Here is a 17,761-nt window from a genome sequence, read left to right on the forward strand (position 1 = left end):
GTTCGGTGACTTCGGCTGATCGACTCGACGGGCTGGACCTGCCCGCCTTGGACCGGTACCTGCGTTCTCTCGGTATCGAGCGCGACGGTGAATTGCGTGGGGAGTTCATCTCCGGCGGCCGCTCCAATCTGACATTCCGCGTCTATGACGACAAAACGAACTGGCTGGTGCGCCGTCCACCGCTACATGGGTTGACCCCGTCGGCGCACGATATGGCCCGCGAGTACAAAGTGGTGGCGGCACTGCAGGACACGCCCGTTCCAGTGGCGCGCGCGATCGCGCTGTGTGAGGACGACTCGGTGCTGGGCGCGCCGTTCCAGATCGTCGAGTTTGTCGCCGGGCAGGTGGTGCGACGGCGCGCCCAACTCGAAGCCTTCAACCACACCGTGATCGACAAATGCGTGGACGCCTTGGTCCGGGTACTCGTCGACTTGCACACCGTCGACCCGAATGCCGTGGGACTGGCCGATTTCGGCAAGCCCAGCGGCTACCTGGAACGCCAAGTGCGCCGCTGGGGCTCGCAATGGGAATTGGTGCGGCTGCCCGACGACCATCGCGACGCCGACGTCGAACGGCTGCATTCCGGTCTGCAGCAAGCCATTCCGCCGCAGAGCCGCACCTCGATCGTGCACGGCGACTACCGGATCGACAACACCATCCTGGACGCCGACGACCCGACGCGGGTGCGCGCCGTGGTGGATTGGGAGCTCTCGACGCTGGGGGACCCGCTGTCCGACGCGGCCCTGATGTGTGTATACCGGGACCCGGCGCTGGATCTGATCGTCAATGCGCAGGCCGCCTGGACTTCGCCGCTGCTGCCGACGGCCGACGAGCTGGCCGACCGGTACTCGCTTGTCTCCGGATTGCCGTTGGCGCATTGGGAGTTCTACATGGCGTTGGCGTACTTCAAGCTCGCCATCATCGCAGCGGGCATCGACTTCCGCAGGCGCATGGCGGATCAGGCCGGCGGTAGAGACTCCGATCACATGCCGGAGGTGGTCGCGCCGTTGATCTCTCGCGGACTGGCGGAACTGGCCAAACTGCCGGGCTAGTCGCGCGCGGTCGCCGCGTGATGCTTCTTGGCCGCGCGACGCAGCTGCAGGATCCGCCCGGTGCCGGCGGCCACGGTGAGCAGGCCGCCGGCCACTGCCGCCAGCAGGACGGCCACGCCCAGCGGCAGGCTCCAACGCCAGCCCAGGAACTGGAACGGCGTCGACGTCGTGTTCTGGGTGATGAAGATCAGCAACAGGATCAGGATCAGGAAGCCGGCGGTCAGCGCCGACCACAGCGCGCCGGCTCGGGTGAACCCGATGGCCGGCTCTTTGGGTGGTTTCGCGCCCGCATGGGGCGCCGGGGGAGGCGCTGGTACGGGCTTAGCGGTAGGCGCTGCGACGGGTTTGGCGGGAGGCGCCGGAGTGGGCTTAGGCGGCGGGTTACCGGGCAAGCCAGGGTCGGTGCTGCTCATGGATCTATCTTTGTCCGATCCTGCCCAGAATGAAACCAAACCGCGCAAACCGCCTGCTTCATGGCCACAGCGTCGGGCCGGATATGCCATTACTGTCAGCGTTATGAGGATGCTGCGGCGCTCGCACCGCGTGATCATCCCCGCGGCAGCGTGCTTCGCGGTCGCCTGCCTGGTTGCGGCCTGCAGCAATTCCGATCCGCTGGCGCCGGAGCTCCGCAGCATGAAATCCATCGTTGTCGGGTCCGCTGACTTCCCGGAATCTCAGATCATTGCCGAGATCTATGCACAGACGTTGCAGGCCAACGGTTTCGACGTAGGAAGGCGGATGGGCATCGGCAGCCGCGAGACGTATATCCCGGCGCTCAAAGACCATTCCATCGATTTGGTACCGGAATATGTCGGCAATCTGCTGCGCTACTTCGCCCCCGACTCGACCGCGACCATGCTCAACGCCGTGGAATTGGAGCTCTACCAGAAATTGCCGGGTGACCTGTCGGTTCTGACGCCGTCCCCGGCCTCCGACACTGACACGGTCAGCGTCACCGGCGGAACCGCCGCCGCGTGGAACCTCAAAACCATCGGTGACCTGGCCGCCCACTCGCCGGATGTGAAATTCGGGGCACCCTCGGCCTTCGAGAACCGCCCGTCCGGCCTGCCCGGGCTGCGACAGAAATACTCGCTCAACATCAGTCCCGGTAACTTCGTCGCGATCAACGACGGTGGCGGCGCGGTGACGGTACGCGCGCTGGTCGAGGGAAGGGTGAACGCTGCCAACATCTTCACGACTTCGCCGGCGATTCCGCAAGACCATCTGGTGGTGCTCGAAGATCCTGAGCACAACTTCGTGGCGGGCAACATTGTGCCGCTGGTGAATTCGCAGAAGAAGTCCGATCGGCTCAAGAATGTCCTGGATGCCGTCTCGGCGAAGCTGACCACCGCCGGTCTGGCCGGACTCAACGCGGCCGTGGCAGGCAACTCCGGCATCGATCCCGACCAGGCAGCACGAAACTGGGTGCGGGACAACGGCTTCAACCACCCGCTTACATAATGACGGTCGGCTGGGGGGTGGCACGGTGATCGTGTTCGACGATGTCTGCAAGACATTCGCCGACGGGACCACCGCTGTCCATCGGCTGAGCCTTGTGGTCCCCAACGGCAAGCTGACGGTCTTCGTCGGCTCCTCGGGAAGCGGCAAAACCACCGCGCTGCGGATGATCAATCGAATGATCGAGCCGACGTCGGGCACCATCACCGTCGACGGGGAGGACGTTTCGACCGTCGACCCGGTGAAGCTGCGGCTCGGAATCGGTTACGTCATCCAGCACGCCGGGCTCATGCCGCATCAACGGGTGATCGACAACGTCGCGACCGTGCCGGTGCTGCGGGGGCAGTCCCGCCGGGAGGCCCGCAAGGCGGCTTACCAGGTGCTCGAACGCGTCGGGCTGGACTCCAAACTCGCCAACCGTTACCCCGCGCAGCTCTCCGGTGGTGAACAACAACGCATCGGCGTGGCACGCGCGCTTGCCGCCGATCCGCCAATCCTGTTGATGGACGAGCCATTCTCGGCCGTCGACCCAGTGGTTCGTCTCGAACTGCAGAACGAAATACTCCGCCTGCAAAGCGAATTGCACAAAACCATCGTGTTCGTCACGCACGACATCGACGAGGCGCTCAAGCTCGCGGACCAAGTCGCGATCCTCGGCCGCGGTGGCGCGCTGCAGCAGTACGACGAACCCACCCAACTACTTTCGCGGCCCGCCAACGATTTCGTGTCGAAATTCATCGGTCTCGGCCGTGGCTACCGGTGGCTGCAGTTGATCGATGCGAATGGCCTGCCGCTGCACCCCGTCGACACCCTCCCGGTCAGCGGCCTCACCGAACGTCCGTTAGCCGGGTGGGCGGTGGTCATCGACGCCGACGGCCTTCCGCTGGGCTGGATCGACGGCGAGGGCCTGCGGCGGCACGGCGGTGGTGCGTCGCTGGCCGACAGCATGAGCACCGTCGGCGCGTTGTTCCGGCCCGGCGGCAATCTCAGCCACGCGCTGGACGCGGCGCTGTCGTCGCCGTCGACAGTGGGGATCGCCGTCGACGACGACGGCAAGGTCATCGGCGGGGTGCTGGCCGCCGACGTGCTGGCCGCGGTCGAATCCCAGCGGCGGAGCTGACCATGCACTACCTGCTCACCCACCTGGGCGACGCCTGGACGTTGACCGTAATCCATCTGCGGATGTCGTTGGTACCGGTGCTGATTGGGGTGGTGATCGCGGTGCCGCTGGGCGTGCTGGTGCAGCACGCACCGATTGCGCGGCGGCTGACGACGGCGACCGCGAGCGTCGTGTTCACCGTCCCGTCGCTGGCGTTGTTCGTGGCGTTGCCGGTGGTCATCGGAACCCGGATCCTGGACGCAGCCAACGTCCTGGTCGCGCTGACCGCCTACACGACCGCGCTGATGGTGCGCGCGGTGCTCGAAGCGCTGGACGCGGTACCGGCCCAGGTGCGTGACGCCGCCACCGCCGTCGGCTACTCGCCCGTCAAACGCATCCTGAAAGTCGAACTGCCGCTGTCGATCCCGGTGATGATCGCGGGGTTGCGGGTGGTCGTGGTGACCAATATCGCCATGGTGTCAGTGGGTTCGGTGATCGGGATCGGCGGCCTGGGCACCTGGTTCACCGAGGGGTATGCGACCGACAAGAGTGATCAGATCCTGGCCGGCATCATCGCGCTGTTCGTGTTGGCGGTCGTCATCGACATGCTGATCGTGCTGGCCGGCCGGCTCGCCACGCCCTGGTCTCGCGCGAGTGCCCCGCGCCGGCGATCCGTCCTCGCCCCGGTGGTGGGGGGCGCGCGATGAACTTCGTCCAGCAGGCGGTGTCTTATCTGCTGACCGTCGACAATTGGACCGGTCCGGTCGGCCTCGCGGCGCGGATCTTGGAGCACGTGGAATACACCGCCGTCGCGGTGGGCGCGTCGGCGCTGATCGCGATACCCATCGGGATGGTCATCGGCCACACCGGCCGCGGCACGCTGCTCGTGGTGGGTGCGGTCAACGGGCTGCGCTCACTGCCGACACTCGGGGTGCTGCTGCTGGGCGTGCTGCTGTTCGGGCTGGGCCTCGGCCCACCGCTGGTCGCCCTGATGCTGCTCGGCGTGCCGTCCCTGCTCGCCGGCACCTACGCGGGTATCGCCAACGTCGACCCGGTGGTGGTCGACGCCGCCCGGGCGATGGGCATGACGGAGGCCCAGGTGCTGCTGCGCGTCGAGATGCCCAACGCGATGCCGTTGATTCTCGGCGGGCTGCGCAACGCGACGCTGCAGGTGGTTGCCACCGCAACCGTGGCCGCCTATGCCAGCCTCGGCGGCCTGGGCCGCTACCTGATCGACGGGATCAAAGAACGCGAATTCCAGCTCGCTCTGGTCGGAGCGCTGATGGTGGCCGGGCTGGCGCTGATCCTCGATGGCCTGCTCGCGATGGCCGTCTGGGTTTCGGTGCCCGGCACCGGACGGTTGCGCAGGCCTCATCGGCGCGACGATGTGACGGTGACCCCAGTTGCCGACCAGCCTGCCGCGGCCGGCGGGCACGTCCTACGGTAGGGAGTGTGAACAGCCCCCCTGACCCGACCGAGCACGTCTGGCCCGCGATGCTGACCTGGCGCGCACCGGACATCTCCCGCATGGAATCGGTGCGAGTACAGGTGTCCGGCAAGCGAATTAAGGCCACCGGACGCATCGTGGCCGCGGCAACCGCGACGAACCCGGCTTTCGGTGCCTTCTACGAGGTGCAGACCGACGAGAGTGGAGCCACCAAGAGGTTCGGGCTGACGATCACCCTCGCCGAGCGGGAACGCCAGCTCGCCATCGCCCGTGACGAGGAAAACATGTGGATGGTGACCGACCACCAAGGCGACCGACGTGAGGGATACAACGGCGCACTCGACGTCGACGTGGTGTTCAGTCCGTTCTTCAACGCGCTGCCCATCCGCCGGCTGGGGCTACACGAGCGGGCGGAAATGATCACCTTGCCCGTGGTCTACGTCAACGTGCCCGACATGACCGTCACCGCGGCCACGGTGAGCTACACCGGGCAGGGCGGCCCCGACGGGATCAAGCTGCGGTCTCCGGTCGCCGACACCACCGTGACCGTCGACGCCGAAGGGTTCATCGAGGACTATCCCGGATTGGCAGAGCGGATCTGATCACCCCGCCCGCCCGGCCGGCGGCGGCCAGTTCTTCGCGCCAGTTGTCAGCGCCGATCGTGACGGTGAAGATGTCGGAGCGCGGGAAGCGGTCGTAGCGCGTTCGCGCGGCATGGCCCGCCTCGACGAGGTCGGCCACCGAGTTGTCCCAATCCAGCGAGTCGCGAGCTCGGCTGAGCAGATCCATGACGCGGTCGACCGCCGTGAGCAGATGGGCGGTGTTGCTTTCGCACATCGCGCGCACCAGGTCCGGGGCGCTGCCCGCCACCCGGGTGCCGTCCCGGAACGACCCGGCAGCCAAGGCAAAGGCCAACGGAACCTCCGCGGCCGTCACCGCCAACGCCTCGGCGAGCAGATGCGGCAGATGCGAGATGGCGGCCGCCGCGGCGTCGTGCTCGTCGGATTTGGCCGGCACCACCACCGAGCCGCAATCCAGCGCCAGCGTCATCACCATCCACCACACCACCGGGTCCACGTGGTCGTCGACGCTGACCACCCACGGCGCCGCCGTGAACAATCCGGCGTGGCCGGCCGCCCACCCCGAGCTCTCGGTGCCCGTCATCGGATGACCGCCGACAAAGCGGTCCTGCAGACCGGCCGCGACAACCTCGTCGAGCACCGCCGTTTTGACGCTGGTGACGTCGGTGAGCGGGCATTTGGGGGCCAATTCGCTGACATGGGCGAGCATCGCCGGCAGGGCGGGCATCGGCACGGCCAGCACGATCAGGGCGCCCGTATCGGCGGCCCGGGTCAACGTGTCTGTGAGCTCGGTCGTGGCCGCAAAGCCGTCGGCGAGTGCTCCGCGCGCACCCTCCACCGAGCGGTTGTAGCCGAACACTTCCCGGCCGGCGGCCGCGGCCGCCCGCATGACCGAACCGCCGATAAGTCCCAACCCGAGGACACACACCGGGGTCCTCGCCGCCGTCCGAGCCACAGACCAAGGTTGGCACAGTTGGATCGACAACGGCGGCCCGAGGTCCTCTCGCTGGTTTGCGCTGTCTGGTCAAGCCGCCTGGTCAACGACTAGCGTAGGCGCCCATGGGACGAGAGCGGGCCGCAACGCAAGGCCCGTCCGTGGATATACCGGACGGCTTTGGCGTCGCAGTCGTGCGCGAAGAGGGCCAGTGGCGGTGTTCTGTAATGGCCCCCAATTCGCTGACGAGTCTGGCTGCCGCCGAGACAGAGCTGCGTGAACTGCGCAGTGCGGGAGCGGTCTTTGGGCTTCTCGACATCGACGACGAATTCTTTGTCATCGTGCGCCCCGCACCGTCAGGAACCCGGTTGCTGTTGTCCGACGCCACGGCTGCATTGGACTACGACATCGCGGCCGAAGTTCTGGACAACCTGGACGCCGACATCGATCCCGAGGACCTCGAGGACGCGGAGCCGTTCGAAGAAGGCGACCTCGGGTTGCTGTCCGACATCGGGCTGCCCGAGGCGGTGCTGGGTGTCATCCTCGACGAGTCCGACCTTTACGCCGACGAGCAATTGGGCCGCATCGCCCGGGAGATGGGCTTTGCCGACCAGCTGTCGGCGGTGATCGACCGCCTCAATCGGTGATCGATGACGAGGATCTGATCCGTGCCGCGCTGGCGGCCGCCGCAACGGCGGGCCCCCGCGATGTGCCGATCGGCGCGGTGATCATCGGTCCCGACGGAGCCGAACTCGCCAGGGCGGTGAATGCCCGTGAGGCCCTTGGTGATCCGACCGCGCACGCGGAAGTCTTGGCGATGCGCGCGGCGGCCACGGCGCTGGGTGACGGGTGGCGGCTCGAGGGGGCCACGCTGGCCGTCACCGTCGAACCCTGCACGATGTGCGCGGGTGCCCTGGTCCTGGCGCGCGTTGCCCGGCTGGTGTTCGGCGCGTGGGAGCCCAAGACCGGAGCGGTCGGATCGCTGTGGGATGTGGTTCGCGATCGTCGGCTCAATCACCGCCCCGAGGTGCGCGGCGGTGTGCTCGCCGCGGAGTGCGCCGCGCCACTGGAGGAGTTCTTCGCCCGCCAGCGATTGGGGTGAGCGGGTGCTGGTTGGGTAAGCTGCTCGGCGGTGGCGTGTCCGAGCGGCCTAAGGAGCACGCCTCGAAAGCGTGTGACGGCTAAAACCGTCCGAGGGTTCAAATCCCTCCGCCACCGCCAAAGCTATCAGCGGGAAACCGCGGGTAGCTACAACGCAGGATCCGAACCGACCGAACTTTAGGGCCCGGCTAATGTCCAGGATCAGCCAGACATTGCTCGGCGATGCAGACGCACTCGGCGAGGCTTAAGTCAGCGTGTAGTGCTACTTGCTCGATGATGTCGCGGACCTCGTCTGCAGTGACGCCATTGGCTAGAGCTTTGTCGATCTCGATACGCAGATCATCGGTTCGCAGGAGAGCTGCAGCGCCGGCGATGTTCAATATGCTGCGATCTTTTGCCGACAAACCGAGGATGTGTTCCGGCAGTGGATCAACGCCTTGCACGTGACCTTCGCAATCTAAAGTATTCGAGCTCAACGGTTTTCATTGGCTTTGAAACTCGCTATTTGTCGGGCGTTGATCGGCGGCGTGCTGGTGTTGCGTTTCGTATCCACTCGTCAAGCGCCACACGGCGCGGTCGAGGGTCGGAAGGATATCGGTGACGGCGATCTCGCCGGCGGTGAAGCGGCCCAGGAGCCCGTATACCAGGGTGGAAATGATGCTGTCGAGGTCGGCAATGAAACTATCGTCGACGTCGCGGAGTACTTCGAAGAATTTGGGCACAGCCATGTCCAGGCCGTGGCGAACGATTTGTTGCCCACCCGGTGCTGCCCGGGCACGGAAGTAAGCCGTGAGCATGCCGGGGTGCTCCTCCCAAGGGAGGAAAATGGTGCGCAACACGCGCATTAGGCCGCCGTACAGCGATTCGTCGACCTCGTGGGACTGGCCCCAAAGCTTTGCGAATCGATGCTCGTCCATCCACATCTGCACGGCCGCGGCGATCAGCTCATCGCGGTTTGAGTACCGCTTGTAGATGGTGGTCAACGACGTCTGCGAGCGCCGGGCGACTTCGCGCAATTGGACGGCGTCATAGCCCTTCATCTCCAGAATCTGCACGACCGCGTCCAGAATTCGGGCGTCGCGCCGCCCCGTCTCACCATGCGCGCCATCGAAATCGGTCACTGTCCACAACACCCTTGCCGTCCAGGAGTAACGCGGTTACTCTACTCGGGATAACACGGTTACTGCTACCCACTGGTCGCCGTGCCGGCGCAATGAAGCGAGGTCTGATGGGTCGCCTGGACGGCAAGGTCGCATTTATCACTGGGGTGGCACGCGGTCAGGGCCGCAGTCACGCGATTCGCTTGGCGCGCGACGGGGCCAGCATTATCGGCGTGGACATCTGTGCAGACATCGCGGCCAACCACTACCCGATGGCCAGCCGAGCCGAACTCGACGAGACGGTCGACCTCGTCGAGGCCGAGGGCGGCAAAATGCTGGGGTCGGTCGCCGACGTGCGTGATTTCGATCAAATCAAAACCGCGGTGGACGCCGGTGTCGAGCACTTTGGGCGACTCGACATCGTGCTGGCGAACGCGGGAATTGCGCCAGTGGGCTTCCGCGAGCTGAGTATCGAAGAAGAGCTGGCTCAGTGGAAAGCTGTTGTGGGGGTAAACCTCGACGGGGCGTATCACTCCGCGCAGGCGGCGATCCCGCATCTGCTGGCCGGCAACCGCGGCGGAGTCATCATCTTCACCAGTTCCACGGCAGGGCTAAAGGGCTTTGGGGGCCTGCAAGGCGGAGGGTTGGGCTATTCGGCGTCCAAACACGGCATCGTTGGACTGATGCGCACGCTGGCGAACGCCTTGGCGCCGGCCAACATTCGTGTCAACACGGTGCACCCAACTGCGGTCAACACCATGATGGCCGTGAACCCTGCGATGACGGAGTTCTTGGAGAACTATCCCGGATCGGGTGCACATCTGCAGAACCCGCTGCCCGTCGAGATGCTCGAGCCGTCGGACATCAGTGCCGCAATCGCCTATCTGGCGTCTGACGAGGCCAAGTATGTGACCGGTGTGACCTTCCCGGTCGATGCCGGCTTCTGCAACAAGCTATGAGTAGCAACAAGATCGATGGTGAAGCACGCCCGATCGGACGGGTAGCGGGAAAGCGTGTATTGGTCACCGGGGCGGCGCGCGGAATGGGCCGCAGTCACGCGGTGCGACTGGCCGAGGAAGGTGCCGACCTCATCCTGGTCGACATCTGCGCTTCGCTGCCAGAGTTGGAGTACCCACTGGCCTCGCGGGAAGATCTTGACGAGACCGCTCGCCTGGTCGAAAAGCACGATCGCCACGCCATCACCCGGGTGGTCGATATCCGCGACGCTGACGCGTTGGCGGCGGCGGTCGCCGACTGTGTGGAAGAGCTGGGCGGGTTGGATGCGGCCGTGGCCAACGCCGGTGTTCTGACCGTCGGAACTTGGGATTCAACGACTTCCGAACAGTGGCGCACGGTGGTCGACGTTAATCTCATCGGCACCTGGAACACCTGCGCTGCAGCGTTGCCGCATCTGCTCGATGCGGGCGGCAGCTTGATTCTCATCAGCTCCTCGGCTGGCATTAAAGGCACGCCGTTGCACCTGCCCTACACCGCCTCCAAGCATGGGGTTGTCGGACTGAGCAAGGCGTTGGCCAATGAGCTGGCGGCGCAGAGCATTCGGGTCAATACCGTGCACCCCACCGGGGTAGACACCGGCATGCGGCCGGAGTCGATGCAGAAGATTCTGGCCGAAACTCGTTCGGACTTAATCCCGATCTTCTTGAATGCCTTGCCTGCCGTGATGGCGGAGCCGATCGACATCAGCAACGCAGTGTTGTTCCTCGTGTCCGATGAGTCAAGATTTGTGACCGGACTCGAGTTCAAGGTTGACGCCGGCGTCACCCTGCGGTGAATGCCTGCATCTCGAGCAGAAAGCCAGACGATGACAGCAATCGAGACCGAACGTTCCGAATGCGGCAGGCGTTGGTTCGCAGAGGTGATGACCTTCGATCCGCCCGCCGACCGCAGTCCCACGGCCGTCGCCGGTCTGCTCGATTTCGTCTTCGGCGAGATCTGGTCGCGCCCGATTCTCAGCCGGCGAGATCGACGTTTCGTCACGCTGGCTTGCGTGGCCGCTGCTGACGCCGAGCAGCCGCTGCGCGACCATGTTTATGCGTCCCTCAACAGCGGTGACCTGTCGATCATCGAAATACGAGAAGCCGTATTGCATTTCGCGGTGTACTGCGGGTGGCCGAAGGCGTCGCGGTTCAACATGATCGTCGACGAACAATGGGATCGCATCCACCGCGACCGCGGCGAGTCGGTACCGGAGCCAGAACCATTGCTGCCACTGGCCACTCCGAGTGACCCAGAGCAACGACTGTTGGACGGCGAGCAATCTTTTCGCGACGTCAACTGTATGCCGTATGTGCCGATCCGCGACAACCCGTATTCCGGCGCGGGCATCTTGAACTTCGTGTTCGGTGAGATGTGGCTGCGCCCGGGCCTGGGAATGAAAGAGCGACGGCTCGTGACCGTGGCATGCGTGGCGATTCAGGACGCACCCATACCGATCCTGAGTCACGTCTATGCCGCACTCAAAAGTCGTGATGTCTCATTCGACGAAATGGATGAATTAGCATTACATTTCGCCGCCTACTACGGGTGGGCCAAAGCCTCTCACCTTGGTGATGTGATCACCGAGCAGAAACAGCGCATCCTGAGTGAGTGGGCGGCCGAAGCCCAGGAAACCTCATGATTGCTATCGAGGCCGTGCCGCCTGCCGCACCCGCCGGGCCAGTCGGTCTCCTGGTGGGTGGTGATCGGATCACCACGTCATCCGGCGCAGCCCATGAGCACATCTATCCGGCCACCGGCCAGCCGAATGCGACCATCGTGCTCGCCGGGCCGGCAGAGATCGACGATGCCGTCTCGTCGGCGCGCGAGGCCCAACGGGAATGGGTCGCGCTGACCGTGGATCGCCGCCGCGATCTGCTCATCGACCTGGCCGATGCCGTGCAGGAGAAATTCACCGAGCTCAGCGCCCTCAACGTCCATGACTACGCCGTCCCAGTCTCTATGGCGGGGACCTCGGTGCTCTTGGAGCGGTTCCTGCGTTACTTCGCCGGATACGCTGACAAACCCCACGGGTCGAACACGCCGGTCACGGGATCGTTCGATGTCAATTTCGTCGAGCGTGAACCCTATGGTGTCGTCGGCGTCATCGCTCCCTGGAACGGTGCCCTGGTTGTCGCGGGCGCGTGCGTGGCGCCGGCGTTGGCCGCGGGAAATGCGGTCATCTTCAAGCCATCCGAGGTGGCGCCGCTGGCCTCGTTGCGCTTTGGCGAACTGTGCATCGAAGCTGGCCTGCCACCGGGGCTCGTCAACGTCTTACCCGCCCAGGCTGACGGCGGGCAGGCGCTGGCAGAGCATCCCGGCATCGGCAAGCTCCATTTCACCGGTGGGGGTGCTACTGCGCGCAAGGTCCTGCAATCGGCCGCGATCAACCTCACCCCCGTTGTTGCCGAGCTTGGGGGAAAGTCAGCCAACATCGTCTTCGCAGACGCTGACCTGGACACCGCCGCCGTGATCTCCGCCCACCAAGGCCCGCTGATGCAGTCGGGTCAAAGCTGTGCTTGCGCAAGCCGGCTGCTGGTGCACGAGTCGATCTACGACGCCTTCGTGGAGAAATTCCTGGCTAACGTCAACGCGGCGAAAATCGGCGACCCGTTCGATCCCTCGGTGATGTTCGGACCCGTCATCAGTCAGGCCGCCGTCGACCGGATACTGCAGGCAATCGACAACGCCGTCAGCGCCCGCGCCGGTGAGCTTCTCACTGGCTGGCATCGCATCGGGGGCGAACTTGCCTGCGGCTACTACATCGAACCAACCGTTCTCGGAGACGTGGACAACTCGTCGGAACTCGCGCAAACCGAAACATTCGGACCGGTGGTGTCTCTTATCAGGTTCAGCGATGACGCCGAAGCAGTGCGGATCGCCAACGACACTCCCTACGGTCTGAATGCCTTCATCCACACCCGCGACCTCAATCGCGCCCACCGCGTCGCCCGTCAACTAGAAGCCGGCTCGGTGTGGGTCAACAAGTTCAGCGACATCGAACCCCAAGGGCCCTATGGCGGCTACAAGCAAAGTGGGTTCGGTCGCACCGGCGGCATCGAAGGTCTGCGCGAGTTTCAGCAGACCAAGAACATCCGCATCGGCATGGGCTGAGCGTGACCAGGTGACCACCACGGACACGGCGCTGTGAAGGCCGGTTGATGCGCGTCGGATTCATCGGATTGGGCAGCCAGGGCGCGCCGATGGCGCGCCGGATCATCGAAGCCGACTACCCGACGACGCTGTGGGCGCGCCGGGCGGCAACGTTGGAGCCGTTTGCCGCCACCCCGGCGAAGGTCGCCGCCTCCCCAGCCGAACTCGCCGCCGAAAGCGATCTGGTCTGCTTGTGCGTCATTGGCGATGCCGACATCGAAGAACTCGCCGGTGGTGAGCACGGAGTGCTTGCGGGGCTTAAACCGGGCGGTGTGATCGCGGTGCATAGCACCGTGCATCCCGACACCTGCCGGGAGATCGCCAAGCATGCTGGCGCACAGAATGTTTCGGTTATCGATGCCCCGGTGAGCGGCGGCGGCGCAGCGGCATCCGAAGGGCGTCTGCTGGTGATGGTCGGTGGGGACACGGCGGTCGTCGAACGCTGCCGACCAGTCTTGCAGACCTATGCCGACCCAGTCGTGCACCTTGGCGAGCTGGGGTCCGGGCAGACCGCGAAGCTACTGAACAATCTGATCTTTACCGCCAACCTGGGAACGGCGGCTAATGGCCTATCGCTCGCGAAGACCCTCGGCGTATCCCCGGAGGGTCTCAGCGAAGTTGTCTCGCGCGGTAGCGGAAATAGCTTCGCGCTCAACGTAATCAACGGTACCGGCGGATTGGGCCAGCTTGCCGGATACGCGGGACCGCTACTGCAGAAGGATGCGCGACTGATCGTTGACCTCGCCGACTCGGCTTCGGCACACGCGGGTGCCGTTCTCGACGCCGCCGACGCGGCGCTGGCCCTGATGGGCCATCCTCGGTCTGGGTGATCGTCGGCCTGGGTATCCGGGTGCCTCAGAGCTGCGCGTATACGGTCTTGGTTTGCATGAAGCTTTCGATGCCGTCGCGGCCCCACTCATAGCCCCAGCCGGACTGCTTGTGTCCACCGAACGGCATCGAATGGTCGAACACCATCTGGCAGTTGAGGGTGATGGTGCCGGCCTGCAGGCACTTTGCCAATCGGTGTGCGCGGCTGATGTCTTTGGTCCACGCGGTAGCGGCCAGCCCGTAGTCGGAGTTGTTGGCCAGCGCTATCACTTCGTCGTCGTCATCGAACGGCAGGACCGCGACCACCGGACCGAAAATCTCCTGCTGATAGAGCCTCATGGCGGGGTCGACGTCGGTGAGCACGGTCGGCTGAACGAAGTAGCCGTTACGGTCGAGCCGGTCACCCCCTGTTACCACTTGCACCCCGTCGCGCTTGCCTTCGTCGATGAAGCCCATCACGCGGGTGAGCTGCTTTTCGCTGATAATTGGACCGATGAGTGCCTTGTCGTCAGTGGGGCCGCCCAGCTTGACCGAGTTCGCCAGGTTCGCAACGCCTTCGACGACCCGCTCATAGATGCCCTGCTGGGCGAAGATGCGTGATCCGCTGATGCAGCCCTGACCGGAGTGGATGAAGATGCCCATTGCGGCCATCATGATCGCGGTGTCGACGTCGGCGTCGTCGTAGATCAGCACCGGTGATTTCCCGCCGAGTTCGAGCATGACTCTTTTGAGGTTGCCACCCGCGGCCTGCACGATCTGCTTGCCGACCTCGGTTGAGCCGGTGAAGGCGACCTTCTCGATGCCCGGATGGGCGGTGATCGCCGCGCCAGCCGTGTGTCCGTATCCGATCACCAGATTGACCACGCCGTCAGGAATCCCGGCTTCGGTGAGGATCTTTTCCAGGAGCAGCGCCGAAAGAGGGGTTTCCTCGGCAGGCTTGACCACACAGCTGCAACCGGCAGCGAGTGCAGGCGCGAGCTTGGTGCACGCGTTGAATACCGGGCCGTTCCACGGGAAGATCAGTCCGACCACACCGTAGGGTTCCTTGAGGGTGTAGGCGTGCATGGTCGAGTACGCGCCGGTGATGCCGCCGGTCTGCTGGATGTCGTGAGCGATGCCGTTGACCTTCGTACACCAGCCCGCGTAATAGCGGAACGTCTCGGCGCTGGTGGACATGATCAACGACGCCTGCTTGTAGGGCATACCGGTATTCAGCGAATCGATTTGGGCGAGTTCGTCGGCGTACTGGTCAATCGAATCGGCCACGCGCCATAAGACTTTGGCCCGCTCGTTCCCGGGCAGTCCGCGCCAGGTCCCCGCACCGACGCTGGCGCGGGCCTGGGCGACGGCCTCGTCGACCGCTGCAGCACCACCGTCAGTGAATTCGGTGATCTGCTCTTCGGTCGCGGGGTTGATGATCGGAATCACTTCACCCGTCCCGGGTCGGTGGCGGATCTCGTCAAGGATGGACTGCACGGTCATGGCAAAATCCCTCGGTCAAGAGTGCGGCTCATCGGTGATGGTCAGTGTTCCGGGGTGAACTCGATGTGCAGCTCGGTAAGCCCACGCAGCAGGAACGTAGGTTCATAGCGATATTGGCGCTTGATGGGCGGACCGTGCTTGGCCTCAGTGATCCTCATCTCGCGCGTCCGGTCGAGTAGGCGGTTGATCGTGATCTGTCCTTCCACTCGCGCAAGCGGGGCACCCGCGCAAGTGTGGATACCGCGACCGAAGGCGATATGCTCACGCACGTTCTTGCGGTCGACCTGGAACTCGTTGGGATTGTCAAACTTTCGCGGATCGCGATTGGCCGCACCCAGGCACAGCATGATCACCGTGCCCGCCGGGATAGGTACCCCGCCCAACGTGGTGGTCTTACGCGCCAGCCGGAAGTCGATCTTGGTCGGGCTCTGCATGCGCAATGCCTCTTCGATGAACGCGCCGATCAGATCCCGGTCAGCACGCAGACGCTCTTGTAGCTCGGGTTGGTCACCAAGGATCTGCACTGCCGAGCTGAGAAGTTTGGTCACAGTCTCCTGGCCGGCCGCGAACAAAAAGGTGGCCGGCCTGACGACCTCCAGTAGCGGTGGCGTCGAGCCGTCGGGGTATGTGGCGGTGGCCAATCCGGTGAGCACGTCCTCGCGAGGTTGTTGGCGCCGCTCGGCGATGTAGCCGCTGAACAGTTCGTCGAGATACTGCAACGGGTTGCTGCCCACCGGCTCGTGATCCAGGGCGCCGACCCTGGCGCCGGGTGCATTACCCGCACCGAGATTGCGGCGGATCTCCGCGCGGTCCTCGTAGGGAACTCCGAGTAGGTCCGCGATCGCCAATGTCGCGAAGGGTTTGCCGTACTCGCCGAGGAATTCGCAGTGGCCGTTGGCGATGAACTCATCGAACTGCCGGTCCGCCAGCTGCCAAATGTAGTCTTTGTTTTCCTGCAGCCGACGAGGAGTCAGCAGCCGCCCCAACAGGGAACGCGCCTTCTCGTGTTCGGGGGGATCCATGACCACCATGTGCTCAAAGATCGGGAACTGGTGGCGATGGGCTTCGATCTGGTCGCTGATGTCATCACCATCGGGGGTAAAAGGCAGCGGCGGGAACGGGCCGCCGATCGCGTTGACCGCCGAGAACGACTCGACATCTTTGAACGCGGCCTGGACCTCCTGGTAGCCGGTGACTGCCACCACCCCATGGTGCGGCTCCCGGAACACCGGCCCCTGGCTGCGCAGATAATCCCAGTACTCATAGGGGTCTTGCGCGATGTCGGCGTCGGTGAAGTAGTCGACGTCAGCGAGATCGGTCATTTAGTCCAGATCCTTTCCGGGGCCGAAGAAATCAGGGCGACAAGCTGCATCATGGTGACGTCTCTTCGACGACCATGCTGATGGCTTGACGGGGACAGGCGGCGACGGCGGCTTCCACGTTGTGCTGTGAGGACTCTTTCGGCGTCTCATCGCAAGTCGCGATGTCATCGCCGAGGTCGAAGACCTCGGGGGCGATCTCGATACACAGGGCATGCGCCTCGCATAGGCCGGGATCCACCCGCACGCGAAGGTGTGCGGTCATCGTCGCCGACCTTTACCGTCGGCGGCGCTCTTCGGCGCGGTCGGCATGGACCCTCCATCCGTTACGCTCTACTTCGCGGCTTCATAACTGATCGATCGACCAAATTGCTAGGATGCGGTATGCCTACCACGTCCCGCGCGGCCCGGTCAAGCAACCGGGAGCTGGCCAACACAGTGCCGACTCCGCGCAGCAAAAGGAACGGTGATGCTGGGGCCCGCAGCAAGTTGATCGAGGCGACCGCCCGGATCATGCGCGATGAAGGCTATGCCGCGGCCACGTCACGGCGGGTGGCCGCCGAGGCAGGCGTCAAGCAGGCGCTGGTTTACTACTACTTTCCGACGATGGACGACCTGTTCCTGGACGTGCTGCGCGCCGGCGCGGAGGCTGCGCTGGTGCGGATGCGAGCCCTGCTCGCCGATGACGATCCCCTCCAGGCGCTGTGGCTGATGAACAGCGATCCCGCATTGACGACTCTCAACGCCGAGTTCATGGCATTAGCCAACCACCGCAAGTCAATTGGAGCCGAGCTCAAAGCGTACGCCGAACGTGTCCGCGACATCGAGACGGCGGCCGTCACGATGGTGCTGCGCGCCAACGACATCGATCTTGAGAAGTATCCACCAGCCGCGATCTCGATGCTGATCGCGCAAACCGCGCGCAGCCTGTGCAACGAGAACGCCGTCGGCGTCACCCAAGGCCACGATGAATTGCGCGCCTTCGTCCAACGTCAGATCAGCCTGCTAAAGGCAGCTGCGCCCGGGTCGATGCAGCGCAGCTAGCGCCTGTTGGCGCTCCGGGGAGAGCGGCAGTCGCGTTCGCTGTCTGCAGAGCTATCGGACGCCGTTCGTCGACGTCTGTTGACAACCGGACCGAAGCGGTGTCAGGATTCCTGATCGATCGACAAACTAATTTGTTGAGAACAATCAGCGCGCCGGGCCACTGACAG

Annotated in this window: 21 protein-coding genes and 1 tRNA gene; 15 read left to right on the top strand and 7 right to left on the bottom strand. The window is 64.5% G+C overall.

All coding sequences use genetic code 11. The features are described from left to right. The first annotated feature begins 5 nt into the window (after window positions 1-5). Complete coding sequence (locus LMQ14_RS00940; RefSeq protein ID WP_267733012.1) at window positions 6-1,052, top strand: phosphotransferase family protein; 1,047 nt, start codon at window positions 6-8, stop codon at window positions 1,050-1,052. Here the strand turns inward: LMQ14_RS00940 and LMQ14_RS00945 are convergent. Continuing rightward, the gene (locus tag LMQ14_RS00945) at window positions 1,049-1,465 is read right to left on the bottom strand and encodes a LapA family protein (RefSeq protein WP_267733013.1); all 417 of its coding nucleotides are present in this window, start codon (window positions 1,463-1,465) and stop codon (window positions 1,049-1,051) included. The genes LMQ14_RS00940 and LMQ14_RS00945 overlap by 4 nt on opposite strands. 103 nt (window positions 1,466-1,568) lie before the next feature. Here LMQ14_RS00945 and LMQ14_RS00950 point away from each other — a divergent pair, with 103 nt between their 5' ends. Genes LMQ14_RS00950 through LMQ14_RS00970 form a run of 5 tightly spaced genes read left to right on the top strand, consistent with a single transcriptional unit; the run spans window position 1,569 to window position 5,658 of the window. Next, window positions 1,569-2,513: an ABC transporter substrate-binding protein gene (locus LMQ14_RS00950; protein ID WP_267733014.1), complete on the top strand. Its 945-nt coding sequence runs from the start codon at window positions 1,569-1,571 to the stop codon at window positions 2,511-2,513. Window positions 2,514-2,538: 25 nt separating this feature from the next. Continuing rightward, entirely contained in the window at window positions 2,539-3,630 is a 1,092-nt protein-coding gene (locus LMQ14_RS00955; protein WP_267733015.1) for an ABC transporter ATP-binding protein, read from the top strand. A 2-nt stretch (window positions 3,631-3,632) separates the two neighbouring features. Further along, window positions 3,633-4,316 (top strand): ABC transporter permease, encoded by a 684-nt coding sequence (locus LMQ14_RS00960; RefSeq protein ID WP_267733016.1) that lies wholly within the window; start codon window positions 3,633-3,635, stop codon window positions 4,314-4,316. Then, window positions 4,313-5,056 carry an ABC transporter permease gene (locus LMQ14_RS00965; RefSeq protein ID WP_267733017.1) on the top strand — a complete coding sequence of 248 codons (744 nt, stop codon included), beginning with the start codon at window positions 4,313-4,315 and terminating at the stop codon, window positions 5,054-5,056. Before LMQ14_RS00960 ends, LMQ14_RS00965 begins: the two co-directional genes overlap by 4 nt. A 47-nt stretch (window positions 5,057-5,103) precedes the next feature. Then, window positions 5,104-5,658: a putative glycolipid-binding domain-containing protein gene (locus LMQ14_RS00970; RefSeq protein ID WP_420714726.1), complete on the top strand. Its 555-nt coding sequence runs from the start codon at window positions 5,104-5,106 to the stop codon at window positions 5,656-5,658. On the opposite strand, the gene LMQ14_RS00975 is transcribed toward LMQ14_RS00970, so the two are convergent. Further along, on the bottom strand, window positions 5,621-6,565 hold the full coding sequence (locus LMQ14_RS00975; RefSeq protein ID WP_267735724.1) for a prephenate dehydrogenase: 945 nt from the start codon (window positions 6,563-6,565) through the stop codon (window positions 5,621-5,623). The genes LMQ14_RS00970 and LMQ14_RS00975 overlap by 38 nt on opposite strands. A gap of 131 nt (window positions 6,566-6,696) precedes the next feature. Between LMQ14_RS00975 and LMQ14_RS00980 the strand changes: the two genes are divergently transcribed. The 3 genes from LMQ14_RS00980 (at window position 6,697) to LMQ14_RS00990 (ending at window position 7,792) form a co-directional block, all read left to right on the top strand. After that, the gene (locus LMQ14_RS00980) at window positions 6,697-7,218 is read left to right on the top strand and encodes a tRNA adenosine deaminase-associated protein (RefSeq protein ID WP_267733019.1); all 522 of its coding nucleotides are present in this window, start codon (window positions 6,697-6,699) and stop codon (window positions 7,216-7,218) included. After that, window positions 7,215-7,673 (top strand): nucleoside deaminase, encoded by a 459-nt coding sequence (locus LMQ14_RS00985; RefSeq protein ID WP_267733020.1) that lies wholly within the window; start codon window positions 7,215-7,217, stop codon window positions 7,671-7,673. The genes LMQ14_RS00980 and LMQ14_RS00985 overlap by 4 nt, the downstream gene beginning before the upstream one ends. Window positions 7,674-7,702: 29 nt before the next feature. Further along, a tRNA-Ser gene (locus tag LMQ14_RS00990) sits at window positions 7,703-7,792 on the top strand. A gap of 68 nt (window positions 7,793-7,860) precedes the next feature. Here the strand turns inward: LMQ14_RS00990 and LMQ14_RS00995 are convergent. Both LMQ14_RS00995 and LMQ14_RS01000 read right to left on the bottom strand, forming a co-directional pair. Next, complete coding sequence (locus tag LMQ14_RS00995; protein ID WP_267733021.1) at window positions 7,861-8,148, bottom strand: carboxymuconolactone decarboxylase family protein; 288 nt, start codon at window positions 8,146-8,148, stop codon at window positions 7,861-7,863. A 6-nt stretch (window positions 8,149-8,154) separates the two neighbouring features. Then, window positions 8,155-8,793, bottom strand: coding sequence for a TetR family transcriptional regulator (locus LMQ14_RS01000; RefSeq protein WP_420714590.1), 639 nt, complete (start codon window positions 8,791-8,793; stop codon window positions 8,155-8,157). Between the two features lie 107 nt (window positions 8,794-8,900). Between LMQ14_RS01000 and LMQ14_RS01005 the strand changes: the two genes are divergently transcribed. Genes LMQ14_RS01005 through LMQ14_RS01025 form a run of 5 tightly spaced genes read left to right on the top strand, consistent with a single transcriptional unit; the run spans window position 8,901 to window position 13,751 of the window. Further along, window positions 8,901-9,731, top strand: a complete 831-nt coding sequence (locus LMQ14_RS01005; RefSeq protein WP_267733022.1) for a mycofactocin-coupled SDR family oxidoreductase — start codon at window positions 8,901-8,903, stop codon at window positions 9,729-9,731. After that, on the top strand, window positions 9,728-10,564 hold the full coding sequence (locus LMQ14_RS01010) for a mycofactocin-coupled SDR family oxidoreductase (protein ID WP_267733023.1): 837 nt from the start codon (window positions 9,728-9,730) through the stop codon (window positions 10,562-10,564). The genes LMQ14_RS01005 and LMQ14_RS01010 overlap by 4 nt, the downstream gene beginning before the upstream one ends. Before the next feature lie 30 nt (window positions 10,565-10,594). Beyond that, entirely contained in the window at window positions 10,595-11,410 is an 816-nt protein-coding gene (locus tag LMQ14_RS01015; protein ID WP_267733024.1) for a carboxymuconolactone decarboxylase family protein, read from the top strand. Next, window positions 11,407-12,882, top strand: a complete 1,476-nt coding sequence (locus LMQ14_RS01020) for an aldehyde dehydrogenase family protein (RefSeq protein WP_267733025.1) — start codon at window positions 11,407-11,409, stop codon at window positions 12,880-12,882. Before LMQ14_RS01015 ends, LMQ14_RS01020 begins: the two co-directional genes overlap by 4 nt. Window positions 12,883-12,929: 47 nt before the next feature. Further along, window positions 12,930-13,751 carry an NAD(P)-dependent oxidoreductase gene (locus tag LMQ14_RS01025; protein ID WP_267733026.1) on the top strand — a complete coding sequence of 274 codons (822 nt, stop codon included), beginning with the start codon at window positions 12,930-12,932 and terminating at the stop codon, window positions 13,749-13,751. 25 nt (window positions 13,752-13,776) lie between these two features. Here LMQ14_RS01025 and LMQ14_RS01030 read toward each other — a convergent pair whose 3' ends face one another. The 3 genes from LMQ14_RS01030 to LMQ14_RS01040 are packed head-to-tail and all read right to left on the bottom strand — an operon-like array spanning window position 13,777 to window position 16,815. After that, window positions 13,777-15,231: an aldehyde dehydrogenase family protein gene (locus LMQ14_RS01030; RefSeq protein WP_267733027.1), complete on the bottom strand. Its 1,455-nt coding sequence runs from the start codon at window positions 15,229-15,231 to the stop codon at window positions 13,777-13,779. 41 nt (window positions 15,232-15,272) lie between these two features. Further along, the gene (locus tag LMQ14_RS01035; protein WP_267733028.1) at window positions 15,273-16,553 is read right to left on the bottom strand and encodes a cytochrome P450; all 1,281 of its coding nucleotides are present in this window, start codon (window positions 16,551-16,553) and stop codon (window positions 15,273-15,275) included. Between the two features lie 49 nt (window positions 16,554-16,602). Next, window positions 16,603-16,815 (bottom strand): ferredoxin, encoded by a 213-nt coding sequence (locus tag LMQ14_RS01040; RefSeq protein WP_267733029.1) that lies wholly within the window; start codon window positions 16,813-16,815, stop codon window positions 16,603-16,605. 224 nt (window positions 16,816-17,039) lie between these two features. On the opposite strand from LMQ14_RS01040, the gene LMQ14_RS01045 reads away from it, so the two are divergent. Beyond that, window positions 17,040-17,594 carry a TetR/AcrR family transcriptional regulator gene (locus LMQ14_RS01045; protein ID WP_267735726.1) on the top strand — a complete coding sequence of 185 codons (555 nt, stop codon included), beginning with the start codon at window positions 17,040-17,042 and terminating at the stop codon, window positions 17,592-17,594. Window positions 17,595-17,761: the final 167 nt, after the last annotated feature.

Source organism: Mycobacterium sp. Aquia_213 (assembly GCF_026625985.1).
Taxonomy (GTDB): Bacteria; Actinomycetota; Actinomycetes; order Mycobacteriales; family Mycobacteriaceae; genus Mycobacterium.